The 18,938-nt window shown below is 44.6% G+C and carries 16 protein-coding genes; 11 read left to right on the forward strand and 5 right to left on the reverse strand.

Annotation, left to right across the window (positions count from 1 at the left end; genetic code table 11):
- Window positions 1-33: 33 nt before the first annotated feature.
- A complete protein-coding gene (locus V8Q34_RS11745) occupies window positions 34-1,755 on the forward strand; it encodes a MobA/MobL family protein (RefSeq protein ID WP_227295599.1) in 1,722 nt (573 codons plus the stop codon).
- Window positions 1,733-2,437, forward strand: a complete 705-nt coding sequence (locus tag V8Q34_RS11750; RefSeq protein WP_044952226.1) for a DUF6040 family protein — start codon at window positions 1,733-1,735, stop codon at window positions 2,435-2,437. Before V8Q34_RS11745 ends, V8Q34_RS11750 begins: the two co-directional genes overlap by 23 nt.
- Window positions 2,438-2,565: 128 nt before the next feature.
- Here the strand turns inward: V8Q34_RS11750 and V8Q34_RS11755 are convergent, their stop codons facing one another.
- The 5 genes from V8Q34_RS11755 to V8Q34_RS11775 all read right to left on the reverse strand — a co-directional run bounded on the left by V8Q34_RS11755 (window position 2,566) and on the right by V8Q34_RS11775 (window position 8,055).
- The gene (locus V8Q34_RS11755; protein WP_008707471.1) at window positions 2,566-5,226 is read right to left on the reverse strand and encodes an ABC transporter permease; all 2,661 of its coding nucleotides are present in this window, start codon (window positions 5,224-5,226) and stop codon (window positions 2,566-2,568) included.
- On the reverse strand, window positions 5,220-5,930 hold the full coding sequence (locus V8Q34_RS11760) for an ABC transporter ATP-binding protein (protein ID WP_008707470.1): 711 nt from the start codon (window positions 5,928-5,930) through the stop codon (window positions 5,220-5,222). The genes V8Q34_RS11755 and V8Q34_RS11760 overlap by 7 nt, the downstream gene beginning before the upstream one ends.
- 73 nt (window positions 5,931-6,003) lie before the next feature.
- On the reverse strand, window positions 6,004-6,909 hold the full coding sequence (locus V8Q34_RS11765) for a sensor histidine kinase (RefSeq protein WP_055066700.1): 906 nt from the start codon (window positions 6,907-6,909) through the stop codon (window positions 6,004-6,006).
- Between the two features lie 4 nt (window positions 6,910-6,913).
- Window positions 6,914-7,588, reverse strand: a complete 675-nt coding sequence (locus V8Q34_RS11770; RefSeq protein WP_008707461.1) for a response regulator transcription factor — start codon at window positions 7,586-7,588, stop codon at window positions 6,914-6,916.
- A 227-nt stretch (window positions 7,589-7,815) separates the two neighbouring features.
- Window positions 7,816-8,055 (reverse strand): DUF6061 family protein, encoded by a 240-nt coding sequence (locus V8Q34_RS11775; protein WP_020994096.1) that lies wholly within the window; start codon window positions 8,053-8,055, stop codon window positions 7,816-7,818.
- A gap of 341 nt (window positions 8,056-8,396) precedes the next feature.
- Between V8Q34_RS11775 and V8Q34_RS11780 the strand changes: the two genes are divergently transcribed.
- The 9 genes from V8Q34_RS11780 to V8Q34_RS11820 all read left to right on the forward strand — a co-directional run bounded on the left by V8Q34_RS11780 (window position 8,397) and on the right by V8Q34_RS11820 (window position 18,938).
- Window positions 8,397-8,867: a sensor histidine kinase gene (locus V8Q34_RS11780; RefSeq protein ID WP_317430394.1), complete on the forward strand. Its 471-nt coding sequence runs from the start codon at window positions 8,397-8,399 to the stop codon at window positions 8,865-8,867.
- A 122-nt stretch (window positions 8,868-8,989) separates the two neighbouring features.
- Window positions 8,990-9,667, forward strand: coding sequence for an ABC transporter ATP-binding protein (locus V8Q34_RS11785; protein ID WP_033139006.1), 678 nt, complete (start codon window positions 8,990-8,992; stop codon window positions 9,665-9,667).
- Between the two features lie 5 nt (window positions 9,668-9,672).
- The gene (locus V8Q34_RS11790) at window positions 9,673-12,054 is read left to right on the forward strand and encodes an ABC transporter permease (protein WP_335835496.1); all 2,382 of its coding nucleotides are present in this window, start codon (window positions 9,673-9,675) and stop codon (window positions 12,052-12,054) included.
- Between the two features lie 144 nt (window positions 12,055-12,198).
- Window positions 12,199-13,494, forward strand: a complete 1,296-nt coding sequence (locus tag V8Q34_RS11795) for an ABC transporter substrate-binding protein (protein ID WP_033139008.1) — start codon at window positions 12,199-12,201, stop codon at window positions 13,492-13,494.
- A gap of 21 nt (window positions 13,495-13,515) precedes the next feature.
- Entirely contained in the window at window positions 13,516-14,307 is a 792-nt protein-coding gene (locus V8Q34_RS11800) for an alpha/beta hydrolase (protein ID WP_298076375.1), read from the forward strand.
- An 8-nt stretch (window positions 14,308-14,315) separates the two neighbouring features.
- Window positions 14,316-15,206: an AraC family transcriptional regulator gene (locus tag V8Q34_RS11805; protein WP_054351886.1), complete on the forward strand. Its 891-nt coding sequence runs from the start codon at window positions 14,316-14,318 to the stop codon at window positions 15,204-15,206.
- A 171-nt stretch (window positions 15,207-15,377) separates the two neighbouring features.
- Window positions 15,378-17,648: an adenosylcobalamin-dependent ribonucleoside-diphosphate reductase gene (locus V8Q34_RS11810; RefSeq protein ID WP_227242738.1), complete on the forward strand. Its 2,271-nt coding sequence runs from the start codon at window positions 15,378-15,380 to the stop codon at window positions 17,646-17,648.
- Window positions 17,649-17,803: 155 nt separating this feature from the next.
- Window positions 17,804-18,187: an ArsR/SmtB family transcription factor gene (locus V8Q34_RS11815; RefSeq protein WP_335835497.1), complete on the forward strand. Its 384-nt coding sequence runs from the start codon at window positions 17,804-17,806 to the stop codon at window positions 18,185-18,187.
- Complete coding sequence (locus V8Q34_RS11820) at window positions 18,174-18,938, forward strand: EFR1 family ferrodoxin (protein WP_335835498.1); 765 nt, start codon at window positions 18,174-18,176, stop codon at window positions 18,936-18,938. The genes V8Q34_RS11815 and V8Q34_RS11820 overlap by 14 nt, the downstream gene beginning before the upstream one ends.

The raw sequence follows: 18,938 nt of genomic DNA on the forward strand, positions 1-18,938 counted from the left end.
TATGCCGGATGTGCAGAAAGGAGGAATCCAGACATGGCGATTTTTCATTACACAGTCAAAATAGTCGGACGAAGTAAAGGGAAATCTGTTATCTCCGCTTCCGCATATCTCAATGGGGATGTGATGAAAAACGAGGAAACCGGGAGAATCAGTTATTACACTTCTAAAAAAGAAGTGGTCTACACTCGGCTGATGATGTGTGAAAACGCACCTCCTGAATGGCAGATAGTACCAGAAGAAAATATAAAACGCTTTCAAAAATCTGTCCGATACAAAAGATCAGAAGATAAAGAAGCTGCTTTAGAAAAATTTAAAATCACATTTCAGAAACAAAGGTTATGGAATGAGGTATTGAAGATTGAAAAAAATGCAGATGCCCAACTTGGCAGGTCATTTGAATTTGCCCTTCCCAAAGAATGGAACAGACAGGAACAAATTCAATATACAACTGACTATATTCAAAAAACTTTTGTAGATAGAGGAATGTGTGCTGATTGGAGTATCCACGATAAAGGGGATGGCAACCCCCATGTCCATCTGCTTCTGACTATGCGTCCTTTTAACCCGGATCATTCTTGGGGAAAGAAAGAAGTCAAGGATTGGGATTTTCTCAGAGATAAAAACGGAAATATCGTGATTGATGAATCCCATCCGAACTGGTGGCAGGATAAGAAAAACCCTGACCGTCATGGAATCCGTATCCCTGTATTAGACGAAAACGGAATTCAGAAGATGGGTGCAAGAAACCGCCTGCAATGGAAACGGGTGCTGACCGATGCTACCGGATGGAACAATCCAAAAAATTGTGAACTGTGGCGGAGTGAATGGGCAAAGGTGTGTAATGAACATCTTCCTTTGCATAATCAGGTCGATCACCGTTCTTATGAAAAACAGGGAAAACTCCAGATTCCTACCATCCATGAAGGCGCTGACGCAAGAAAGATTGAACAAAAGTTTCTTGCCGGGCAGGAAATAAAAGGTTCGTGGAAAGTAGCGGAAAATCAAATCATAAAACAACAAAACACGTTATTGCAAAAGATACTGGACACCTTTGGAAAAGTATCGGGTGCATTATCATTATGGAAGGAGCGATTAAATGACATTAGAAGAAAGCCGGGAAATTATACCCTTAATGGAATCCATGATTGGGCAAATCGAAGAACAGCAGACCTTAATGGCAGAAATGATTCTGGAAATGCAGAACCGGGACACCCAACTCTCTCTTATGCAGGAACAGAATCAGAAATTGCAAAAATTAAACAGCGAGTTATCCGAGCTGCTCAACATTTTGCCAAATACCGAGGAACTGCTTTCCAAGATGGAAGAACAGAAAACGAAGATAGAACTTTTGGAAAACGAAAATCAGTAATGGCAGAAATTGGCACAGACTCTGAACAGCGAAAACAGTTTATTGCTGAAACAGAACACCGAATTGCTGAACTGGAACAGCAAATAAGGAAAGGACGTGATATAGATGAACGAATCCAGAGAATCAAAGAACGCCGAACAGTTGGAAGAACTTCTGCTCTTGACCGAGGAGATACAAGAAGAACTGGAACAGAAAGACCAGCTTATCGAGGAACTGAAGACGCAGCTCAGCGAATCTCTGACCTTGAACGAGAAATTAAACAAAGAGAACAAAGCCGGGAATATTCAAGCATTAAAGAACGACTTGAAGCTGGCAGACAGAGCATTGCAGATCGAGAAAGAGAAGCTGCGAAGCGCAAACGTCATGATCGGGGAATGTCAAGATAAAATACGATGCTTAACACAACAACGGGATTATGCCCGGACACATCAGAAAATCGTAGAGATACCGGTAGAAAAGCCGGTACTCTATGAAAAATGTGAAGCCTGTGACCGGACAGACTATCAGAATGCAAAAGCAAAATACGAAACACAAAAAGAGCGACTTGCAGGACAATATAAAGCAAAAACGGTAATGTTCCAAACAACCTTGTTCCTTCTTGCATGGTATTCGCTGACAACCACTCTTTTTCAGGCAGTACAGTCAGATGTGCTCCTTTCCGATTGTAAATCATTCTTCCATGATGCAGCGTCATTCATACAAACTTTTATCGGATGGACGATTGATGCTGGGCAATCTGTGGCACAGATCAGTACAAAAATTCCCAATGCGTTTATAGCCGGAATCATATATTGGTTATTGCTGATATTAGTTGTTGGAATATACGTAGCAGGAACAGGGATACTTGCGATACTGATAGAAATAAAGATTATAGAATTATATAAGAAAAACTGTTGGGATGTTATTACTCTACTAATGATACTGACAAGTGCTGTTGTCATCATTTATTTTGGAGAATCAATCAAAAAAGTAATGCCCATAAATCTTTTGTTTCTTTTATTATTTATACAGGGAATATATCTTGGAATCCGGTGTTATCTGAACACTCTTTACTGGACAAACCGATAAAAGAAAGGGCGGCAGTATTTTACTGTCGCCCTCTGGTTACTTATAAAGATTGGGTATTCTCTCTAATTCTATTGCTATATCCAATGATACTAACCACTAAAGAAATTCTAAAAATCCTGATTATAAATCTATCTTCTAATCTCACTTATGATATTCTCTTTTCCCATCTTCCAAGCCGGAAACATTACTGCCACTACTGCAATCACTACATTCAGCACCATAATTCCATTCAGAACCAGATTCGGAATATTAGTAGTATAATGTAAAAACTGCAGCACATGAGCCAGATAATAATTCATCACTCTGCGAAGAACTCTGTTATAAATAAGATAGATAAATACATCCGCCAACAATCCATACAGAATACCTGTCTGTAAAATCATCTTGTAAAATCCGCCGTCCGTAATCCCTATTGCTCTGATAATCCCGTACTCTCTTCTTCTGGTCAGAATCGTATGACTCATGCTGTTTACGATATGGAACAGGCTGATAATCAGCAGAATCACTGCAATACTGGAAAAGAAGATCTGCTGCTGTCCAAGATAACCTTTCTGTGTTGCAATTGCGGTCGTATAATCCTGCAATACTGCCTTGGGAACATCTCGGATTACTTGTAATAACTGATTGCTCACGATCTTTGCATCCGCACTATCAGCCGGCGATGCATTGATAAAACTATAATCTGTAATTCCAAAGTTTTCTTCCATCTGTTCGCCTGTCATAATCACACTCTGCGCATTTTTCCAGACTTCTGTATTCAGAAAATCTTTCTCCTGCGCCAACGGTCTGTTTACGATTGCCGCAATCTCAAACTCTTTTTCAATATAGTTTTCTTCGCCACTTTGGAATTTTAACAGTTCATCTGTATAGTTTTCTGTCTTTGGTACTCGAAGAGTAATGGTATCGCCCGGCTTCTTTCCATAAAAAAAGTAATTTCCCTGACCGTCCATATTCGCCGTCACAATCACTTGATTATTATTCTTTATTGTTTCCGGCTGAATCTCTCCCTCCAGAATAAAATCCCGAAGCTGTTCTATCATCGCTTCATCGTAACCGTACACATTATATTTAATCCGATAATTTCCATCTTCCTGCTGCTTACAGATCCCATCATATCTCTGGATATAATACGGCTCCTGATTTTGATATTTGAAATAGTCACTCCATTCTTCTTCTGACAAAAATTCGTTTTTGGAAATCTGTAATTCCCCCATCGTATACTTTGTCGCATATACATTCTCTGTTTCCGGCATGTTTTTAATCTTATCTGCTACCGCCTCCGGAATCGTATCCTTCAGCGAGTCAGATTTTAAAGAAATACGGTACTCAGAACCAAGCCCATCATCCGATATCAGCGAAAGTTCTGCGTGAACCTTCAAATTTTCTACCATATAGGTGGTACATAAGAAAATGCAACCGCCGATAGACAAGGATAATAAAATCCCTATTACCTTTCGTTTATTGGCAAACATGAATTTCCGCACCACTACATTTGCCATATTAACATTTCGCATAGCGTATATTTTTCTTCTTTTTACAAAAGAAGTATCTCCACTCATCACAGTTTTCAGCGAATCTTTCCGCATGGAACGAACCACGAGAAAGGCAACGAGTGCTAACGAAATCAGTAGAAATACAAAACCAAACACAACAGCTTCCTTTGAAACAAAAAACTCTACTGTATTTTCTCCTTCTGCTAACGTATGGTCCGCAACAGAAAGACCATTCCCTGCTCCACTGATTCCTTTTCCACCAAATACACCGCTAAATTTCTGATACATAAGGCTTAAAACACCATTTCCTAAAAGACATCCTAACGGATATCCAATGAAAAATAACGTCCAAAGTTCCAAAAGTAAGGTGCCACCAATCTGCGCTTCACTGATACCTAATGTCTGTAATATTCCGTACTCAGAAGTTCTCTTCGATACAGAAATACTGAATACGCTGTAAACTACGAAAAGACTGAACAGACATAACAGGAAAATCATTCCGTTGTAAGCCAGATTGTAGTCGCTCTGCAATTTCAAAACGATATAAGTGAAGTTTCCTTCTTCTTCAAACAGACCAAATTTCACGATTTCAGAAATGCTGCTTGGTGCTTCTCCGCCAAGATACTGTATTACTTCATCATTTTCTGCTACCGATTCAGAAGATAATTTATGTTCCTGTAAAAAAGCATCCAACTGTTTATATAACTTCTCATCTTCATTAAAACTGAGATATAAAAACGTCTGGCTTCCTCGACCTTTAAAAGAATCACTTACAAAAACTTCCATTTCACTGGAACTTGCCGCCCATTCGCTTTTCAGAACACCAGTAACAATATACTCTTTTTCACCAATGCGAAGGGAATCTCCTAAATTCCCTGAAAATCCAAGATTACTAAGCACAAATCCATCCGCTGCAATTTCATTTTCTTTCTCAGGGAATGTTCCTTCCAACAAGTCTCTGTGTGCCATTTGACGATAAGTTTCATCGGCATGGATAAAACAGATCATAAATTCTTCTGCCACAACGTCACGGATTTCCATTTTTCCACACTGTTCCAGCGTATATCCTTTTCCTTTCTCACCGCTTTCTACAGAATTAAAAAGTTCCTTATCCGTTTCAATATAATAATGCCAGTCTCCGTAAATAGTTTTGCTGTTCGCCAGATCACTTTTCTGACTGCTGTAAATCAAAGAAGAAATCCCGGAAAGCAATGATGCTGTTAATAAAATACTCGCAAAAATTGCAAATGTCTGGCTCTTGTAATACCGCATATATTTCCATGCCAGCTTTAACATACGACATCACCGCCTTTTGCCGGAAATCTTCTCTTTCCTGTAACAATCTGACCATCTTCAATATGAATTACTCTGTCGCAAGTCTGTGCAATGGCTTCATTATGCGTTACCATGAGAATCGTCTGATTGTACTTACGACAACTCGTTTTTAATAACCCCATAACCTCAATGGTTGTGGCTGAGTCCAAATTACCTGTCGGTTCATCGCAAAGCAGGATACTCGGTTTATTTGCCAAAGCTCTGGCGATTGCAACTCTTTGCTGCTGACCGCCGGATAATTCGTTTGGATATTTCTTGCGTTTCTCCCAAATGCCCAGTTCCCGCAACAATTCTTCGATATATTTGCGGTTAATATGTTTTCCACAGTCAAATGTAACCGGCAATGCCACGTTATCATACACATTCAACACAGGCATTAAACTATAATTCTGGAATACAAACCCTATATTTCTTCTACGGAAAATCGTCAGTTCTTTTCTTGAAAGAGAACCAATCTCTTTATTCTTTATAAAAATCTGTCCACTTGTCGGATTATCCAGACCACCGATTAAATTAAGACAAGTAGATTTGCCTGAACCAGATGTGCCTACAATGGCAACAAACTCGCCTTCTTCTACTTTTAGATTGATATTCCGTAGTGCCTTTACCTGATTATCTTTTTCTCCATATATTTTCTCAACATTTCGTAATTCTAAAATACTCATCCGTCATCACTCCTCTTTTCTTGATACATCCAGTATAACTGCCGTATCTTGCAATTTCTTTACAAACGGATGATTAGTTCTTACAGTTTTGTAAGAACACAGAAAAACAGCTTCCCTTTCCATACTCGGAATCTACCGTCATATATCCTTTTTCTTTTTCCAAAATCAGATTAGAAAGATACAAACCAATCCCAGAACCTTCCATATTCTCAACTTCTGGGCTTCTATAAAATCGTTTGAATATATCGGTCATTTCCTCCTGCCGGATACCACGCCCATTATCTGCAATCTGAATCTCTGTGTATAAATCATAACTTTTTACACAAATGGAAATAGTTCCTCCTCTATCGGTGTACTTAACAGCATTTTCCAACAAATTTACAAATACTTCTGCTGTCCATTTTCGATTATGATACAGTAATCTGTCCTCAAATGGTTCCAATGTAAAGTTGATTTCCTTTTTTTCCAGTTTCTCATAAAGCGTATCTACTGCGTCTAAAATCGTCTGCTTGATCCCTATTGCTTTTCCTTCAAAGCCATCAATATTTTGCTCCAATTTTACCATCTTCGATAAAGACTCCACAATCCAACTCAGCTTGTCAATCTGTCGTTGCATTTTTTCAGAAAACAATGTTTTCCGTTCTGATGTAATTTCCTCTTTACTTAAGATTTCTGCATAGAGAGAAATATTCGCTAAGGGCGTTTTTAATTGATGAGACATATTAGATACCAGACTTTTCACCTGCTCTTTTTCTTGTTCGGCACTATTCACGTGATTATCAAGCACTTCCTGTATCTGCTTGATTTTACTGACAAGGGCAGAATATTCTCCTTCTTCCACATCAGAAGCTGCAATCATTTCCCGATTTAACACACTGTCCAGCAAACGGTCAATCAGGCGATATGTTTTTCTTTTTTGATATATGCTATATCCAATCGACAAACACAAAAGCACTGCTAAAAGTATCGTAATCCACATCTCTTTATTCCTTCCAGATATATCCGATTCCATGAACTGTTTGAATCCATTTTGGTTTCGATACATCATCCTCTATCTTTGTACGAAGCCTGCTGATATTCACAGACACCGTATTGTTATCTACATATTTTCCATCACTATCCCATATCTTCTCTAAAATCTGCTCCTTAGAAAGGATATGATTCTTATTTTCAATCAAATACACCAACAGACGGTATTCCAATTTGCTAAGAGAGATTTCTGAACCTCTTTTATATACTTTACAAGTACTCTGGTCTATGCTTAATGAACCTGTAACAATCTTTGTACTTTCAGATTTTTCTTGAAGTATCCGCTTCATTCTTGCTTTTAATACACCCAGAGAAAATGGTTTTGACAAGTAATCATTTACCCCTAATTCTAAAGCCTTTATCTCATCCATTTCTGTATCACGAGCAGTCAGCATAATGATTGGGATATTGCTGTAGCTACGAACTTCTTTACAGAGTTCAAAGCCCGTTCCGTCCGGCAGGTTACAATCCAAAAATACAATATCATAACCACCGTTTGCGATTTCTTGTAAACCATCCTTTTTTGTCCCTGTCTCTGTCACATCATATCCATCACCAGAAAAGGAGAAGGAAAGTCCCTCTCTCAAATCAACATCATCTTCAACTATTAGAATTTTATATTTTTCCATCATGTATTTCCTTTATTGCTTCATATCAAATTACTGCTTTTTACTTCATATTTCATTATACAGTAACCACCCTCGTTGTAAAGCAAAAAGCAAGCCATTTCAGACTTGCTTTCCACCATACAGTTTTAAAAATTAAACTCTATTGTAAAATGCGTATTAGCAATCATCTTGCATCTTAAGAACCCTCAAGAAATGAGATAGATCTACAACAATATTTCACTTCTTGCTTAATAAAGTTCTAATGAATCTTCTGCATCCACCCACATCTGTAAATTGCCATCAAGATATAATCTTGCATATTCCAAAGGCTCATCCACAGCCAATGAAGTAAGCGCACATTCTGATCCATATGTGGTTTTTAAATTTTTTTCAGCTTCCCAGCAATCAATGCGAAGCATATATCCGGCACTTGTGTAAACATCAATACTATCGTGGTTTATGTTGTATTCTGCATAAATTGTTCTCATCGTATCTTATCTCCATTTTCTTTTGATAATCAGTTATAAAGTTAAATATCGAAAACATTTCAATCAGTTCACCATGTCGTTATTGTTATATGTTATATTGTGTTATGAAATTTTCTTTCCCTTAATTTTTCCCATATTAAGGTTCATAAAAACCAATGGGAGAATGTAACACAAGGGAAAGAGTAAGGGAAAGTTCACTTGCTACAAACTTAGTATTTTCAAGGGTTTGCGAAGAATTTGATAATCAAATATAACAGTTATTAAATTTCCTAAAATATGTGAAATATCAACTGGAATTTCTCATTGAATCTCTGGCTGAAATGTCACGCCTTGAGAGCAAAATGCTGCATATGCATCCGGAAAACTGTAAGCTGATCCAGACCGTTTCCCGGGCACTTGATACGGTCAGGTCCCGGGCAGATGAGAAAAAGATGGAACTGCAGGTAGATGTCAGGCCCACGATTGAAGTCAGCCATGACAGCAAATGGACCGCGGAGGCTCTGGGAAATATCCTGGACAATGCAGTGAAATATACACAAAGCGGCGGGAAAATAACCGTAAGTGCCAGGAATCTGGAAATGTATGTCGTAATTTCCATCAGCGATAATGGAATAGGAATAGACCCCGGGCATTATAACCGGATTTTCCAGAGATTTTACCGGGAGGCAAAGGCTGCGAAAACAGAGGGGCTTGGCATCGGACTGTATCTGGCACGGCAGATCATCACCCTGCAGGGCGGGTACATCAAAGTAAGATCAAAAGAGGGATACGGAACAGAATTTGAAGTATTTCTTCCGAGAAGGGCGGCATGAGGCCGCCTTTTTGCGTTGTGCAAAACATGTATCAATATTGATACCATTCATTCCGAAGACTGATACAGGATTGAGAGAATGGACATCTATAATAAGAGTATCACAGGAAAGGGGAATACATCATGAATATTTTACAGACAAGAAATCTTACAAAGTATTACGGGAAAGAGCCGCTTCTGGTGAAGGCTCTTGATGGTATCAATATGGAGATTGAGCAGGGGAGCTTCACAGCCATTGTAGGCAGATCCGGTTCGGGAAAGAGTACGCTTCTGCATATGCTGGGAGGCCTGGACTGCCCCACAGGGGGAAGCGTGATGGTGGACGGACAGGAGCTCAGCGGGCTTGACAGCAATGAACTGACTATTTTCAGGCGGCGTAAAATCGGGTTTGTCTTTCAGAATTTTAATCTGATGCCGAATCTGAATATCTATGACAACATTGTCCTTCCGGTAGAACTGGACGGGCGCCGTGTGGATGAGGAATATGTGAAGGAGATCGTGACGGTCCTGGGGCTTGAGGATAAGCTGAAGAGAAAGCCGGGAAAGCTGTCAGGAGGACAGCAGCAGAGAGCTGCCATTGCCAGGGCGCTGGTCACAAAGCCGGCTATCATTCTGGCAGATGAACCCACAGGAAACCTGGATTCTCAGACAAGTCAGGAGGTACTGGGGCTGTTCCGGGCAGCCAGCAGAAAATTCCACCAGACCCTTGTGATGATCACCCACAACGAGGAGATCGCCCAGGTGGCTGACAGAACTATCCGGATAGAGGATGGAAAAATTGCGGAGAGCGGGTGGTCTTAATGAGCATGGATAGAAATAATAACAGAGGGGTTGTATGGAGAGTTGCCGGTAGCAATCTGCTGGGGAATAAACTCTACAGCTTTTTCACTGTCCTGACCATCATTCTGGCTGTCAGCCTGATCAGCGGTCTGGCCATGGTGCAGAAATCAACGGAAAGAGAAAAACAGCAGATACTGAACTCCATGCAGCATGTCATGTATATGGACGTCACGGATGAGCAGATGAAAGGGCTTGCAGAGGATGCGCTGACAGAGATCATGGTGCCATATAAGGAGGGAAGAGAGGTCAAGGAGGAAGGGGTAAAGATGTATCCCTTCTATATAGAAAGCCACAGCAGCGGCATCGTTACCTATACTCCGACAGAGGGGAACGTGCCGGAGCAGGAAAATGAAATCGTTGTGGACAGACAGCTTCTTAAGGCTCTGGGAAAAGAAGAAAAAACAGGGATAAAACTGGAAATTTCTTTTGCAGAAGGGGAAAGGGAAACCTTTGTGGTCTGCGGCATACTGGATCGGGACCGTGAGATGAGTACATATCCCGTCTACGTCTCAAAAGCGTTTGCGGAAAAAGGTAAGGCGCTCAGGGATATCCCCTATACAGCCCTGATCAGGATCGCGGATGCAGGTGAAATGCAGATGTCAGAGTTTGCCGGAGTGGTAAATAATCTTGCCGTCAAATATGGGATTGAGAGAAATCAGGTGAATATAAACGGGACCTTTGAAAATTCCCTTCAGAATAACAGTGCCGCACTTGTGCTTGGCATTGTAGGGATTATTATCTTATTTGCCGCTGCGGTTGTCATCTACAGTATATTTTATCTGTCTGTGACGGGCAGGATACAGCAGATCGGGCAGCTCAGAACCATAGGCATGACAAAAAAGCAGATAAACAAGATGATCTTCCGGGAGGGTCTCATGCTCAGCGGCATTGCGGTACCCACAGGAGTTCTCATAGGAAATGTGTGTGCTTATCTGATCAAACCGGAAGGTTTTGCAGTGGCGGACCTTTTTCTGATGGCATTTGGAGCGTCTGTGTTCGGCATTCTCACGGTGCTCTTTTCTGTGAGAAAACCGGCGAAAATGGCAGGAAGCGTTTCCCCTGTGGAAGCAGTGAGATATGTGGGAGAGGATGAGAGCGGAGAGGAAAAAGACAGACCCCACAGGAGGCTGACAGCCCGAACCCTGGCAGGGAGCAGCCGGAACAGAAGCCGGAAAAAGGGAATGCTGACCACAGCTTCGCTGGCAATCGGAGGCGTATTATTTATGACAGGCGCTTCTTATATGTCTGCCTGGGATGAAGACGAATATTCCAGAATGGGTGATTTTGAGAACTGGGAATATATTGTGGATTATGTGTACGATGCACACAGCAATGCCCAGAAATACGGAATCACAGACTTACAGATGGGGGGCACTCTGAACGATGCATTAAAACAGAAGCTGGAGAGTATTCCCAATGTAAAAAAGGTTTACAGGGATATTTTTACTTCCGCGGTCCTCAGGGATGGTGATAAAGAATATATGGGTAATGTTTACCCGGTGACGGATGAAAACAGGGAAGAATTAAATGCTCTGCTGGATAAGGGAAGCGTCGATGATCTGAAAGAAAATACCATTATTGTCATCAATACCAGGCTGGTGGAATCCCTTTTCCAGATCTCTCTGGACATAGGAAAGGAGGCTGTGCTGGAGTGGTATAACGGCAGTACACAGGAATGTACTGTGCAGGTAGTTGGCGTAAAAGAGCGTGGGGATGAAGGCAGAAATCTGGAAGACGGCGTTTATATCCCGGAAAAAAGGATGGATGAAATGTGGCCCGGAATGAATAAAACAGCATCCTTTCTCGTGACAGCAGAAGATTATGAAAAAAATGGGAAATCCATCGAAGCAGCCATTCTGAATATACTGGATGACTATAAAGATTTGGACCTGCAGACCCTGAGAGAGAAAAAAATAGATGATGCAGCGCAGACAAAAAAGATCAATACACAGGTTTTCGGCCTGACCATTTTTATCATCATCTTCAGTATTTTTAATATGGTCAACACCAGTATCAGCAGCATGACAGCCAGAAGGAGGGAATTTGCCATGCTGGAATCCATCGGCATGGAGCAGAGACAGATATTGAAAATGCTCTTCTTTGAGAACATTTACCTGGCAGTGCCCAATATGGTCATCACCCTGACAGCAGGCGGCCTGGCCGGATATGGTACTGTGTGGGGACTGCGGAAATTTGCGGGGGCTGCGTATATGCACTTTCAGTTCCCGGCTGCGGAATACGGGATCTATGCGCTCTGCATGCTGCTGATCCCCATGCTGATCACATATGTCTGCCTGAAAATGCAGAACAGGGATTCTCTTGTACTGAGAATCAATTACACAGAATGACATAGAAAAATGATAAGAAAAAGACACATTAGGTTATGAGCCTCATACATTACTCTATTTTATCACCGCTTGGGATTTCCTATAATATAACAAACAGAGGGTTCCGGAACGCCTGTAAGTTGAATACAGAAAAGGAGATCAGGTATGAGGTTAAAAAGAATAAGTGTCATGTTACTGGCAGCGGCTGCAGCAGCAGCGCTTACGGCCTGCGGACAGGGGAAAGAGAGTCAGGAGAAGGAGACAGGCAGCAAAACAGAAGTAAAAAGCGATGATGTGCTGTCCGTGATGACATGGGATGACAATCAGGCGAAGGGGCTTCAGAAGATTCTGGATGATTTTACAGAGGAGACGGGAATCAAGGCGGAGACAGGCGTAGTCAAATGGGACGAATACTGGACTATGCTGGATGCCGGTGCCAGGGGAGGCACACTGCCGGATGTGTTCTGGATGCACTCCAATGAAGCGGAGCGCTATATGACCAACGGACTGCTTCTGGACTTGACAGATGAGATAGAGAGCAGCGATAAGATTGACCTTGCCAATTACCCGGAGGATATTGTAGAATTATATAACAATGACAACAAGCAGTATGCAGTGCCAAAGGATGTGGATACCATTGCCCTGTGGTACAATAAGAAAATGTTTGACGAGGCAGGGGTTGCGTATCCCACAGCGGAGTGGACCTGGGATGATGTGTTTGAGGCAGCCAAAAAGCTCACAAAAGAGGATGGCAGCCAGTACGGACTCGCCATGCGCAATGACAACAACCAGGCAGGCTATTACAATATGATCTATGACAATAACGGTTACATTATCTCAGAGGACAAGAAAAAGTCAGGCTGGGATGACCGGAAGACAGTCGAGGCCATGGAGATGCTGGAGAGCTGGATCCGGGCAGGGGTTATGCCTTCACTGGAAACCATGTCTGAAAACGGTGAGGATGTGCTGTTCCAGTCCGGGAAGATTGCCATGACCTTCCAGGGCTCCTGGATGCTTGCTTATTTTAAGGAAAATGAATATACTGCAGAGAACTGTGACTGTGTGGAACTGCCCAGGAACGCGGAGACGGGAAAGCGTGTTTCTATCTACAACGGATTGGGATGGGCCGCAGCCGCAAACGGGGAGCACACAGAGGAGGCATGGAAGCTGATCGAGTACCTGGGATCAAAGGAAGCACAGCTGAAACAGGCAGAACTGGGTGTCACCATGTCTGCCTATAAGGGAACTTCAGACGCATGGGCCAACTCCGCTGATTTTAATCTCAAGGCTTATCTGAATATGATGGATGACATGGTGATCCGCCCCTACTCCAAGACCACGGTTGCCTGGGAGAATAAGGCAAATGAGATATTAAAAGAGGTTTACGCCGGCAATAAGACCATGGCAGATGCCTGCGCGGAGATCGCAGAGTTTATGAACCAGTCCCTTGCGGAAGAATAAGAATGGAAAGAGGTAGGATGCATGGCTTTGCTTCAGGTTGATTTTTTTTCAGAGGTGCTGGGAATGTGCACACAGATGTCTGTGATCCTTCCCCAGAGGACCAGAAGACAGATCGGTATGACAGGGGCAGTGCGGGAGGGAAAGTATCCCGCAGTGTTTCTGCTGCACGGTATGACGGATGACCACACCACATGGTGCAGGAGAACTTCCATAGAGCGCTATGTCAGTGAGCTGGGGATTGCGGTGGTCATGCCGGAGGTACATTTGGGATGGTATACGGACACGAAGTACGGCATGCGTTACCAGACTTACATAAGCCGGGAGCTTCCGGGTATCTGCCGGGAATTTTTCCCCAATATTTCTGAGAGAAAAGAGGATATTCTGGCAGCCGGTGTGTCCATGGGCGGCTATGGCGCATGGAAGGCTGCTCTTGACGGCAGTGAAAATTTCGGTGCGGCGGCAGCGCTGTCGGGGGCTTTGGATATTGCGGCAGCCCGGCAAAGGCACAGGGAGGAGGAGCCGGATTCGCAGATGCTCTGGGACGGAATCTTCGGAAGCGGGGCGCCTGTGAGAGGCTCGGACAATGATCTGTGGGAACTGGCCCGCAGAAGAAAGGTTTCCAAGAAGGATATGCCCAGGCTTTATGCCTGGTGCGGAAGGCAGGACTTTCTTTATGAGGACAATATACGTACCTGGGAGCACATGAAGCGTCTGGGCATCGAAGTGACTGCGAAGGAATCCGAAGGGAACCATAGCTGGGACTGCTGGGACGTGCAGATCCGGGATGTGCTCAGATGGTGGCTGGACAGATAGGAGGAAAAATGGAACATAACCCGGGGATGAATTTGAGATTCAAAGCTTTTTTGGACAATGAAAGCCAGGATTCCGTAGAACTGGCGCTGAACTACTGCGGCATTGAGGAGTGCAGGCCGGGTTATTTCCACAGTCCGCCCAAACGTTCCATTTACCTGATCCATATTATTCTGAGGGGGAAGGGCACTCTGGAGATTGAGGGCCAGACCTTTCATCTGGGGGAAAACGACGCGTTTTTGATTCCGCCCTACAGGAAGGGCAGCTATCAGGCAGACCGGGAGGAGCCATGGGTCTATATGTGGATTGGCTTTTCCGGTCTGAAAGCCTATGAATGTCTCACAAAGGCAGGGTTCGGGCAGCAGCGGCTGGTCAGACAGGTCACTTGCACGGAACGTCTCCATGAGATCATCAGAAGGATGCTGGAGATACCCCAGCTTACCCTGGTGAATGAACTGCGGAGAAACAGCATGATGCAGTGGTTCCTGTCAGAGCTTATTGAGGAGTATCAGACGCTTTATAAAACCCAGGATACATACCCCTATTCCGCAGCAGCCTATGTCAGCTACGCCAAGGAGTTTCTGGTGGAGAATTATAACCGGAAGGTAAGGGTAGATGAACTGGCTGACCGGATCGGCATCAACAGAAGCTATCTGGCAAAGAGCTTTAAGAAATTGATGGGCTGTTCTCCCCAGCAGTTTTTAGTGAACCTGCGAATGGAGAAGGCAGTGGGAATGCTGAAAAATACGGATTTACCCGTCAATCAGATCGCGGCCCAGGTGGGGTATGAAAATCCCCTGACATTTTCCAAGATATTCAAACAGCGGTACGGCATCAGCCCGAAAAATTACAGGGAATCTGCCGCCTCCTTTCCGACTGCGCAGAATGACTGTGTAGAATAGAATGTTACGCTCCAGTCTTTCGGCTTCTCAGCAGCAAAAGCATGCACACAGACTGCAAAAATCCCCGGTCTGACGTGTGGCTGCTTCGGAATTGTCATTCAAACCTTGATTTGCCCTATATATTGTGGTAATATTAAAATCGTTGACTAAATCTGGATAAGGAGCGATAACATGACAATAGAAGAGTGGCTGGGAGAGGAGAACCAGCTTGGTATGGATATCTGGGCAAAGAAATACTGCTGCGAAAATGAGGATTTCGAGGCCTGGCTTACAAGGATCAGCGGGGGAAATGAGGAGATTGGAGAGTATATCCGGCAGAAGAAATTCCTGTTCGGCGGCAGGATCCTTTCCAACAGAGGACTTCAGAAGCAGAACAGAAAGGTGACGTATTCCAACTGTTATGTCATTACACCACCGGAAGATGAGATTGAAAGTATTTTTGACTGTGCGAGAAAATTGGCGCGGACCTACAGCTACGGCGGAGGGTGCGGCATTGATATATCAAAATTAAGTCCCAGAGGGGCCAAGATCAACAATGCGGCCAAGGAGACAAGCGGTTCCGTATCTTTTATGGAACTGTACTCCCTTGTCACTTCCCTGATCGGACAGAACGGAAGGCGGGGCGCGCTTATGATCTCCATAGACTGCTCCCACCCGGATGTGCAGGAGTTTATTGATCTGAAGACAGACCTGGATAAGGTGACAAAGGCCAATATTTCCATCCGCATCCATGAGGATTTTATGGAAGCTGTCAAGGAGAATAAGGACTATCTTCTGCACTACACACGGGAAGTTACCGGGGAAGTGATCGAGAAGACTGTCAATGCCAGGGAACTGTTCAGAAGGATCGCGGAGACAAACTGGGATTTTGCAGAGCCGGGCGCCCTGTTCTGGGACCGTATCACAGGGTGGAACCTGCTGAGTAATACAGAGGATTTTGCCTACGCGGGCGTAAATCCATGCGCAGAGGAGCCGCTTCCCGCAGGGGGGAGCTGTCTGCTGGGAAGTGTGAACCTGGCGGAGTTTGTGCAGAATGCGTTTACAGATACGGCGTTCTTTGATTTCGACAGCTTTAAGAAGTGTGTGCAGGCATCCGTGAACGCATTGAATGAAGTCCTGGAAGAGGGGCTGCCCCTGCATCCGTTGGACGAGCAGAGGGAGAGCGTGGAAAAATGGCGCCAGATCGGTCTTGGCATCATGGGGCTTGCAGATGCCCTGATCAAACTGGGAATCACCTATGGGGAGACCGAGGCGGTGGAGATGTGCGATAAGATCGGTTTTGCCATGGCAGACGCCGCTATTGCGGCTTCCGCCAGACTTGCCAGGGACAAAGGCGCATTTCCGGCCTGCTGCGTGGAGGAAATCATGGAGACCCCGTATTTTATGGCAAATACCACGGAGAAGACGAGAGATCTTGTGGGCAAATACGGCCTTCGCAATTCACAGCTTCTGACCATTGCGCCTACGGGAACCCTGTCCACCATGCTGGGTATTTCCGGCGGCATTGAGCCTGTCTATGCCAATTACTATGAGCGGAAGACAGAATCCCTGCACGGGACGGATGTGTATTACAAGGTGTACACAAAGATTGTGGAAAACTATATGAAACAGTTTGAGATAAAGGATGACAAATCCCTGCCGGAGTATTTTGTCACAGCCATGACACTGGACTACCGACAGAGGATTGACATGCAGTCTGTGTGGCAGAAGCATATTGACGCGTCCATCAGCTCCACTGTGAATGTGCCGAACAGCTTTACCGTGGAGGAGACAGAGAGCCTGTATCTGTACGCCTATGAGAGCGGGCTGAAGGGAATCACTATCTTCCGCGACGGCTGCAGACGGACAGGGATACTGAACACCAAGGAGACGAAAAAGGTGGCAGCAGGAGAGGGACTGAAGAGAGGCGATATCATTCTGGTCACAGACGATGTGGTGGGCAAGAAGCGGAAGCTGATCACCGGCTGCGGCAGCCTTCACTGTATCGCGCTTTTTGATCCCCATACAGGTGCGCTTTTGGAAACTTACCTGAGCAAAGGCTCCACGGGAGGCTGCAACAACTTCATGGTGGGACTTTCCAGAATGATCTCCATCAGTGCCAGAGGCGGGATTGACATTGAGACCATTGTGGACCAGCTCAATTCCAGCGGTTCCTGTCCTTCCTACACGGCGCGCCGGGTGACGAGGAAGGATACCAGCAAAGGGGCATGCTGTCCTATGGCCGTGGGCAATGCCCTGATGGATATGTATAATGAGATGCAGGCAGAGCTTGCCCAGAAGGAAAAAGACCTGGGAGGACGTTCCCACAAGAAGGCTCCAAAAGCCAAAGCAGTGACCGGACCGGAGACGGACAAGATATACTGCCCGGAGTGCGGGGAGGCTCTTGTCTTTGAAGAGGGGTGCAACATCTGTAAGAGCTGCGGATGGAGCAAATGCCATTAATGAATCACAGAACAGAGGAATAAGGGACCGCCGTACAGTTTGGGAACAGGCTATACGGCGGTCTGTTTCATGAACCCGATTTTCTTTACCAATGTTGAAGTACAGCCGGATATGTCCTATAATAGTCGATAAATATTGACCATTGGAGGATTCGCATGGAAGAAATCACGCTGGAGGAGCGCAGAAAACGGTTTGCGGAAAAATTTGTCCTCTGCCAGCCTGCTCTCTCTGCGGTTGGGGATGAGACGAGGCAGCATATGATCCGGACTCTGATCGAGCACTGCGGGGAGGGAGGACTGCGTGTGGGACAGATTCAGAAGAACACCAACATTTCCCGCACTGCAGTGTCCCACCATCTGAAAATATTGATGGAGGCCGGGATCATTGCGGTGAACAGACGGGGAACCATGAATTTTTATTATCTGGACCCGGAAAGCAGCAGCCTGAAGCTGGTGGCAGAACTGTGGAGAGATGCAGAGGAAATGATGGATGTATGCCTGGTAAAGGTGAAGGAGAGGACAGAGAATGAAAATATATAATATTTATTTCAGCCCCACAGGCGGGACGAAAAAGGTGACAGATATGCTGGGCAGTGCCTGGAGGGAAGAAAAACAGGAGATTGACCTGTCGGTTTTCGGGAAAGATTATACAGGGTATGTCTTTGAAAAGGAAGATATCTGCATTGTAGGAGTTCCCTCTTTCGGGGGAAGAGTGCCGGAGGCAGCTCTTAACGCACTTGGGCAGATGAAGGGATGCGGGGCGCGGGCGGTCCTTGCGGCAGTGTACGGAAACAGGGATTTTGATGACACGCTGCTGGAGCTTAAAGAGGCGCTTATGGATGCGGGATTTCGCTGTGCGGCGGCATCTGCGGCTGTGGCGGAGCATTCGGTTATGAGGCAGTTCGGTGCAGGAAGGCCGGATGAGAAGGACAGGGCAGAACTGCAGGCATTTTCAAAGAAAATAAAGGAAAAGCTGGATGGACAGGCTGAAGGGAAGAGCGTAAGCGTGCCGGGAAATAAGCCATACAGAAGCTACAGCGGCATTCCTTTGAAACCAAAAGCCGGCAAATCCTGCACGAAATGCGGAATTTGTGCCGCAAAATGTCCGGCAGGCGCAATTCCGAAGAGCAATCCGTCGGAGGTGGACAAGGAGAAATGTATTTCCTGTATGCGCTGTATTTCCGTCTGTCCCCGGAAGGCGAGGGACGTAAACCGGATCCTGCGGAAGGCAGCCTCAGTAAAAATGAAAAAGACCTGCAGCGGCAGAAAGGAAAATAAAATATACCTCTGA

The sequence above is a fragment of the Blautia sp. JLR.GB0024 genome (assembly GCF_037000545.1).
In the GTDB taxonomy this organism is placed as follows: Bacteria; Bacillota; Clostridia; order Lachnospirales; family Lachnospiraceae; genus Blautia; species Blautia celeris.

Bases quoted from the DNA above. Each gene is read 5' to 3' on its own strand.
- V8Q34_RS11745 (WP_227295599.1), top strand. From the start codon at position 34: ATGGCGATTTTTCATTACACAGTCAAAATAGTCGGACGAAGTAAAGGG.
- V8Q34_RS11750 (WP_044952226.1), top strand. From the start codon at position 1,733: ATGATCGGGGAATGTCAAGATAAAATACGATGCTTAACACAACAACGG.
- V8Q34_RS11755 (WP_008707471.1), bottom strand. From the start codon at position 5,226: ATGTTAAAGCTGGCATGGAAATATATGCGGTATTACAAGAGCCAGACA.
- V8Q34_RS11760 (WP_008707470.1), bottom strand. From the start codon at position 5,930: ATGAGTATTTTAGAATTACGAAATGTTGAGAAAATATATGGAGAAAAA.
- V8Q34_RS11765 (WP_055066700.1), bottom strand. From the start codon at position 6,909: ATGTGGATTACGATACTTTTAGCAGTGCTTTTGTGTTTGTCGATTGGA.
- V8Q34_RS11770 (WP_008707461.1), bottom strand. From the start codon at position 7,588: ATGGAAAAATATAAAATTCTAATAGTTGAAGATGATGTTGATTTGAGA.
- V8Q34_RS11775 (WP_020994096.1), bottom strand. From the start codon at position 8,055: ATGAGAACAATTTATGCAGAATACAACATAAACCACGATAGTATTGAT.
- V8Q34_RS11780 (WP_317430394.1), top strand. From the start codon at position 8,397: ATGCTGCATATGCATCCGGAAAACTGTAAGCTGATCCAGACCGTTTCC.
- V8Q34_RS11785 (WP_033139006.1), top strand. From the start codon at position 8,990: ATGAATATTTTACAGACAAGAAATCTTACAAAGTATTACGGGAAAGAG.
- V8Q34_RS11790 (WP_335835496.1), top strand. From the start codon at position 9,673: ATGGATAGAAATAATAACAGAGGGGTTGTATGGAGAGTTGCCGGTAGC.
- V8Q34_RS11795 (WP_033139008.1), top strand. From the start codon at position 12,199: ATGAGGTTAAAAAGAATAAGTGTCATGTTACTGGCAGCGGCTGCAGCA.
- V8Q34_RS11800 (WP_298076375.1), top strand. From the start codon at position 13,516: ATGGCTTTGCTTCAGGTTGATTTTTTTTCAGAGGTGCTGGGAATGTGC.
- V8Q34_RS11805 (WP_054351886.1), top strand. From the start codon at position 14,316: ATGGAACATAACCCGGGGATGAATTTGAGATTCAAAGCTTTTTTGGAC.
- V8Q34_RS11810 (WP_227242738.1), top strand. From the start codon at position 15,378: ATGACAATAGAAGAGTGGCTGGGAGAGGAGAACCAGCTTGGTATGGAT.
- V8Q34_RS11815 (WP_335835497.1), top strand. From the start codon at position 17,804: ATGGAAGAAATCACGCTGGAGGAGCGCAGAAAACGGTTTGCGGAAAAA.
- V8Q34_RS11820 (WP_335835498.1), top strand. From the start codon at position 18,174: ATGAAAATATATAATATTTATTTCAGCCCCACAGGCGGGACGAAAAAG.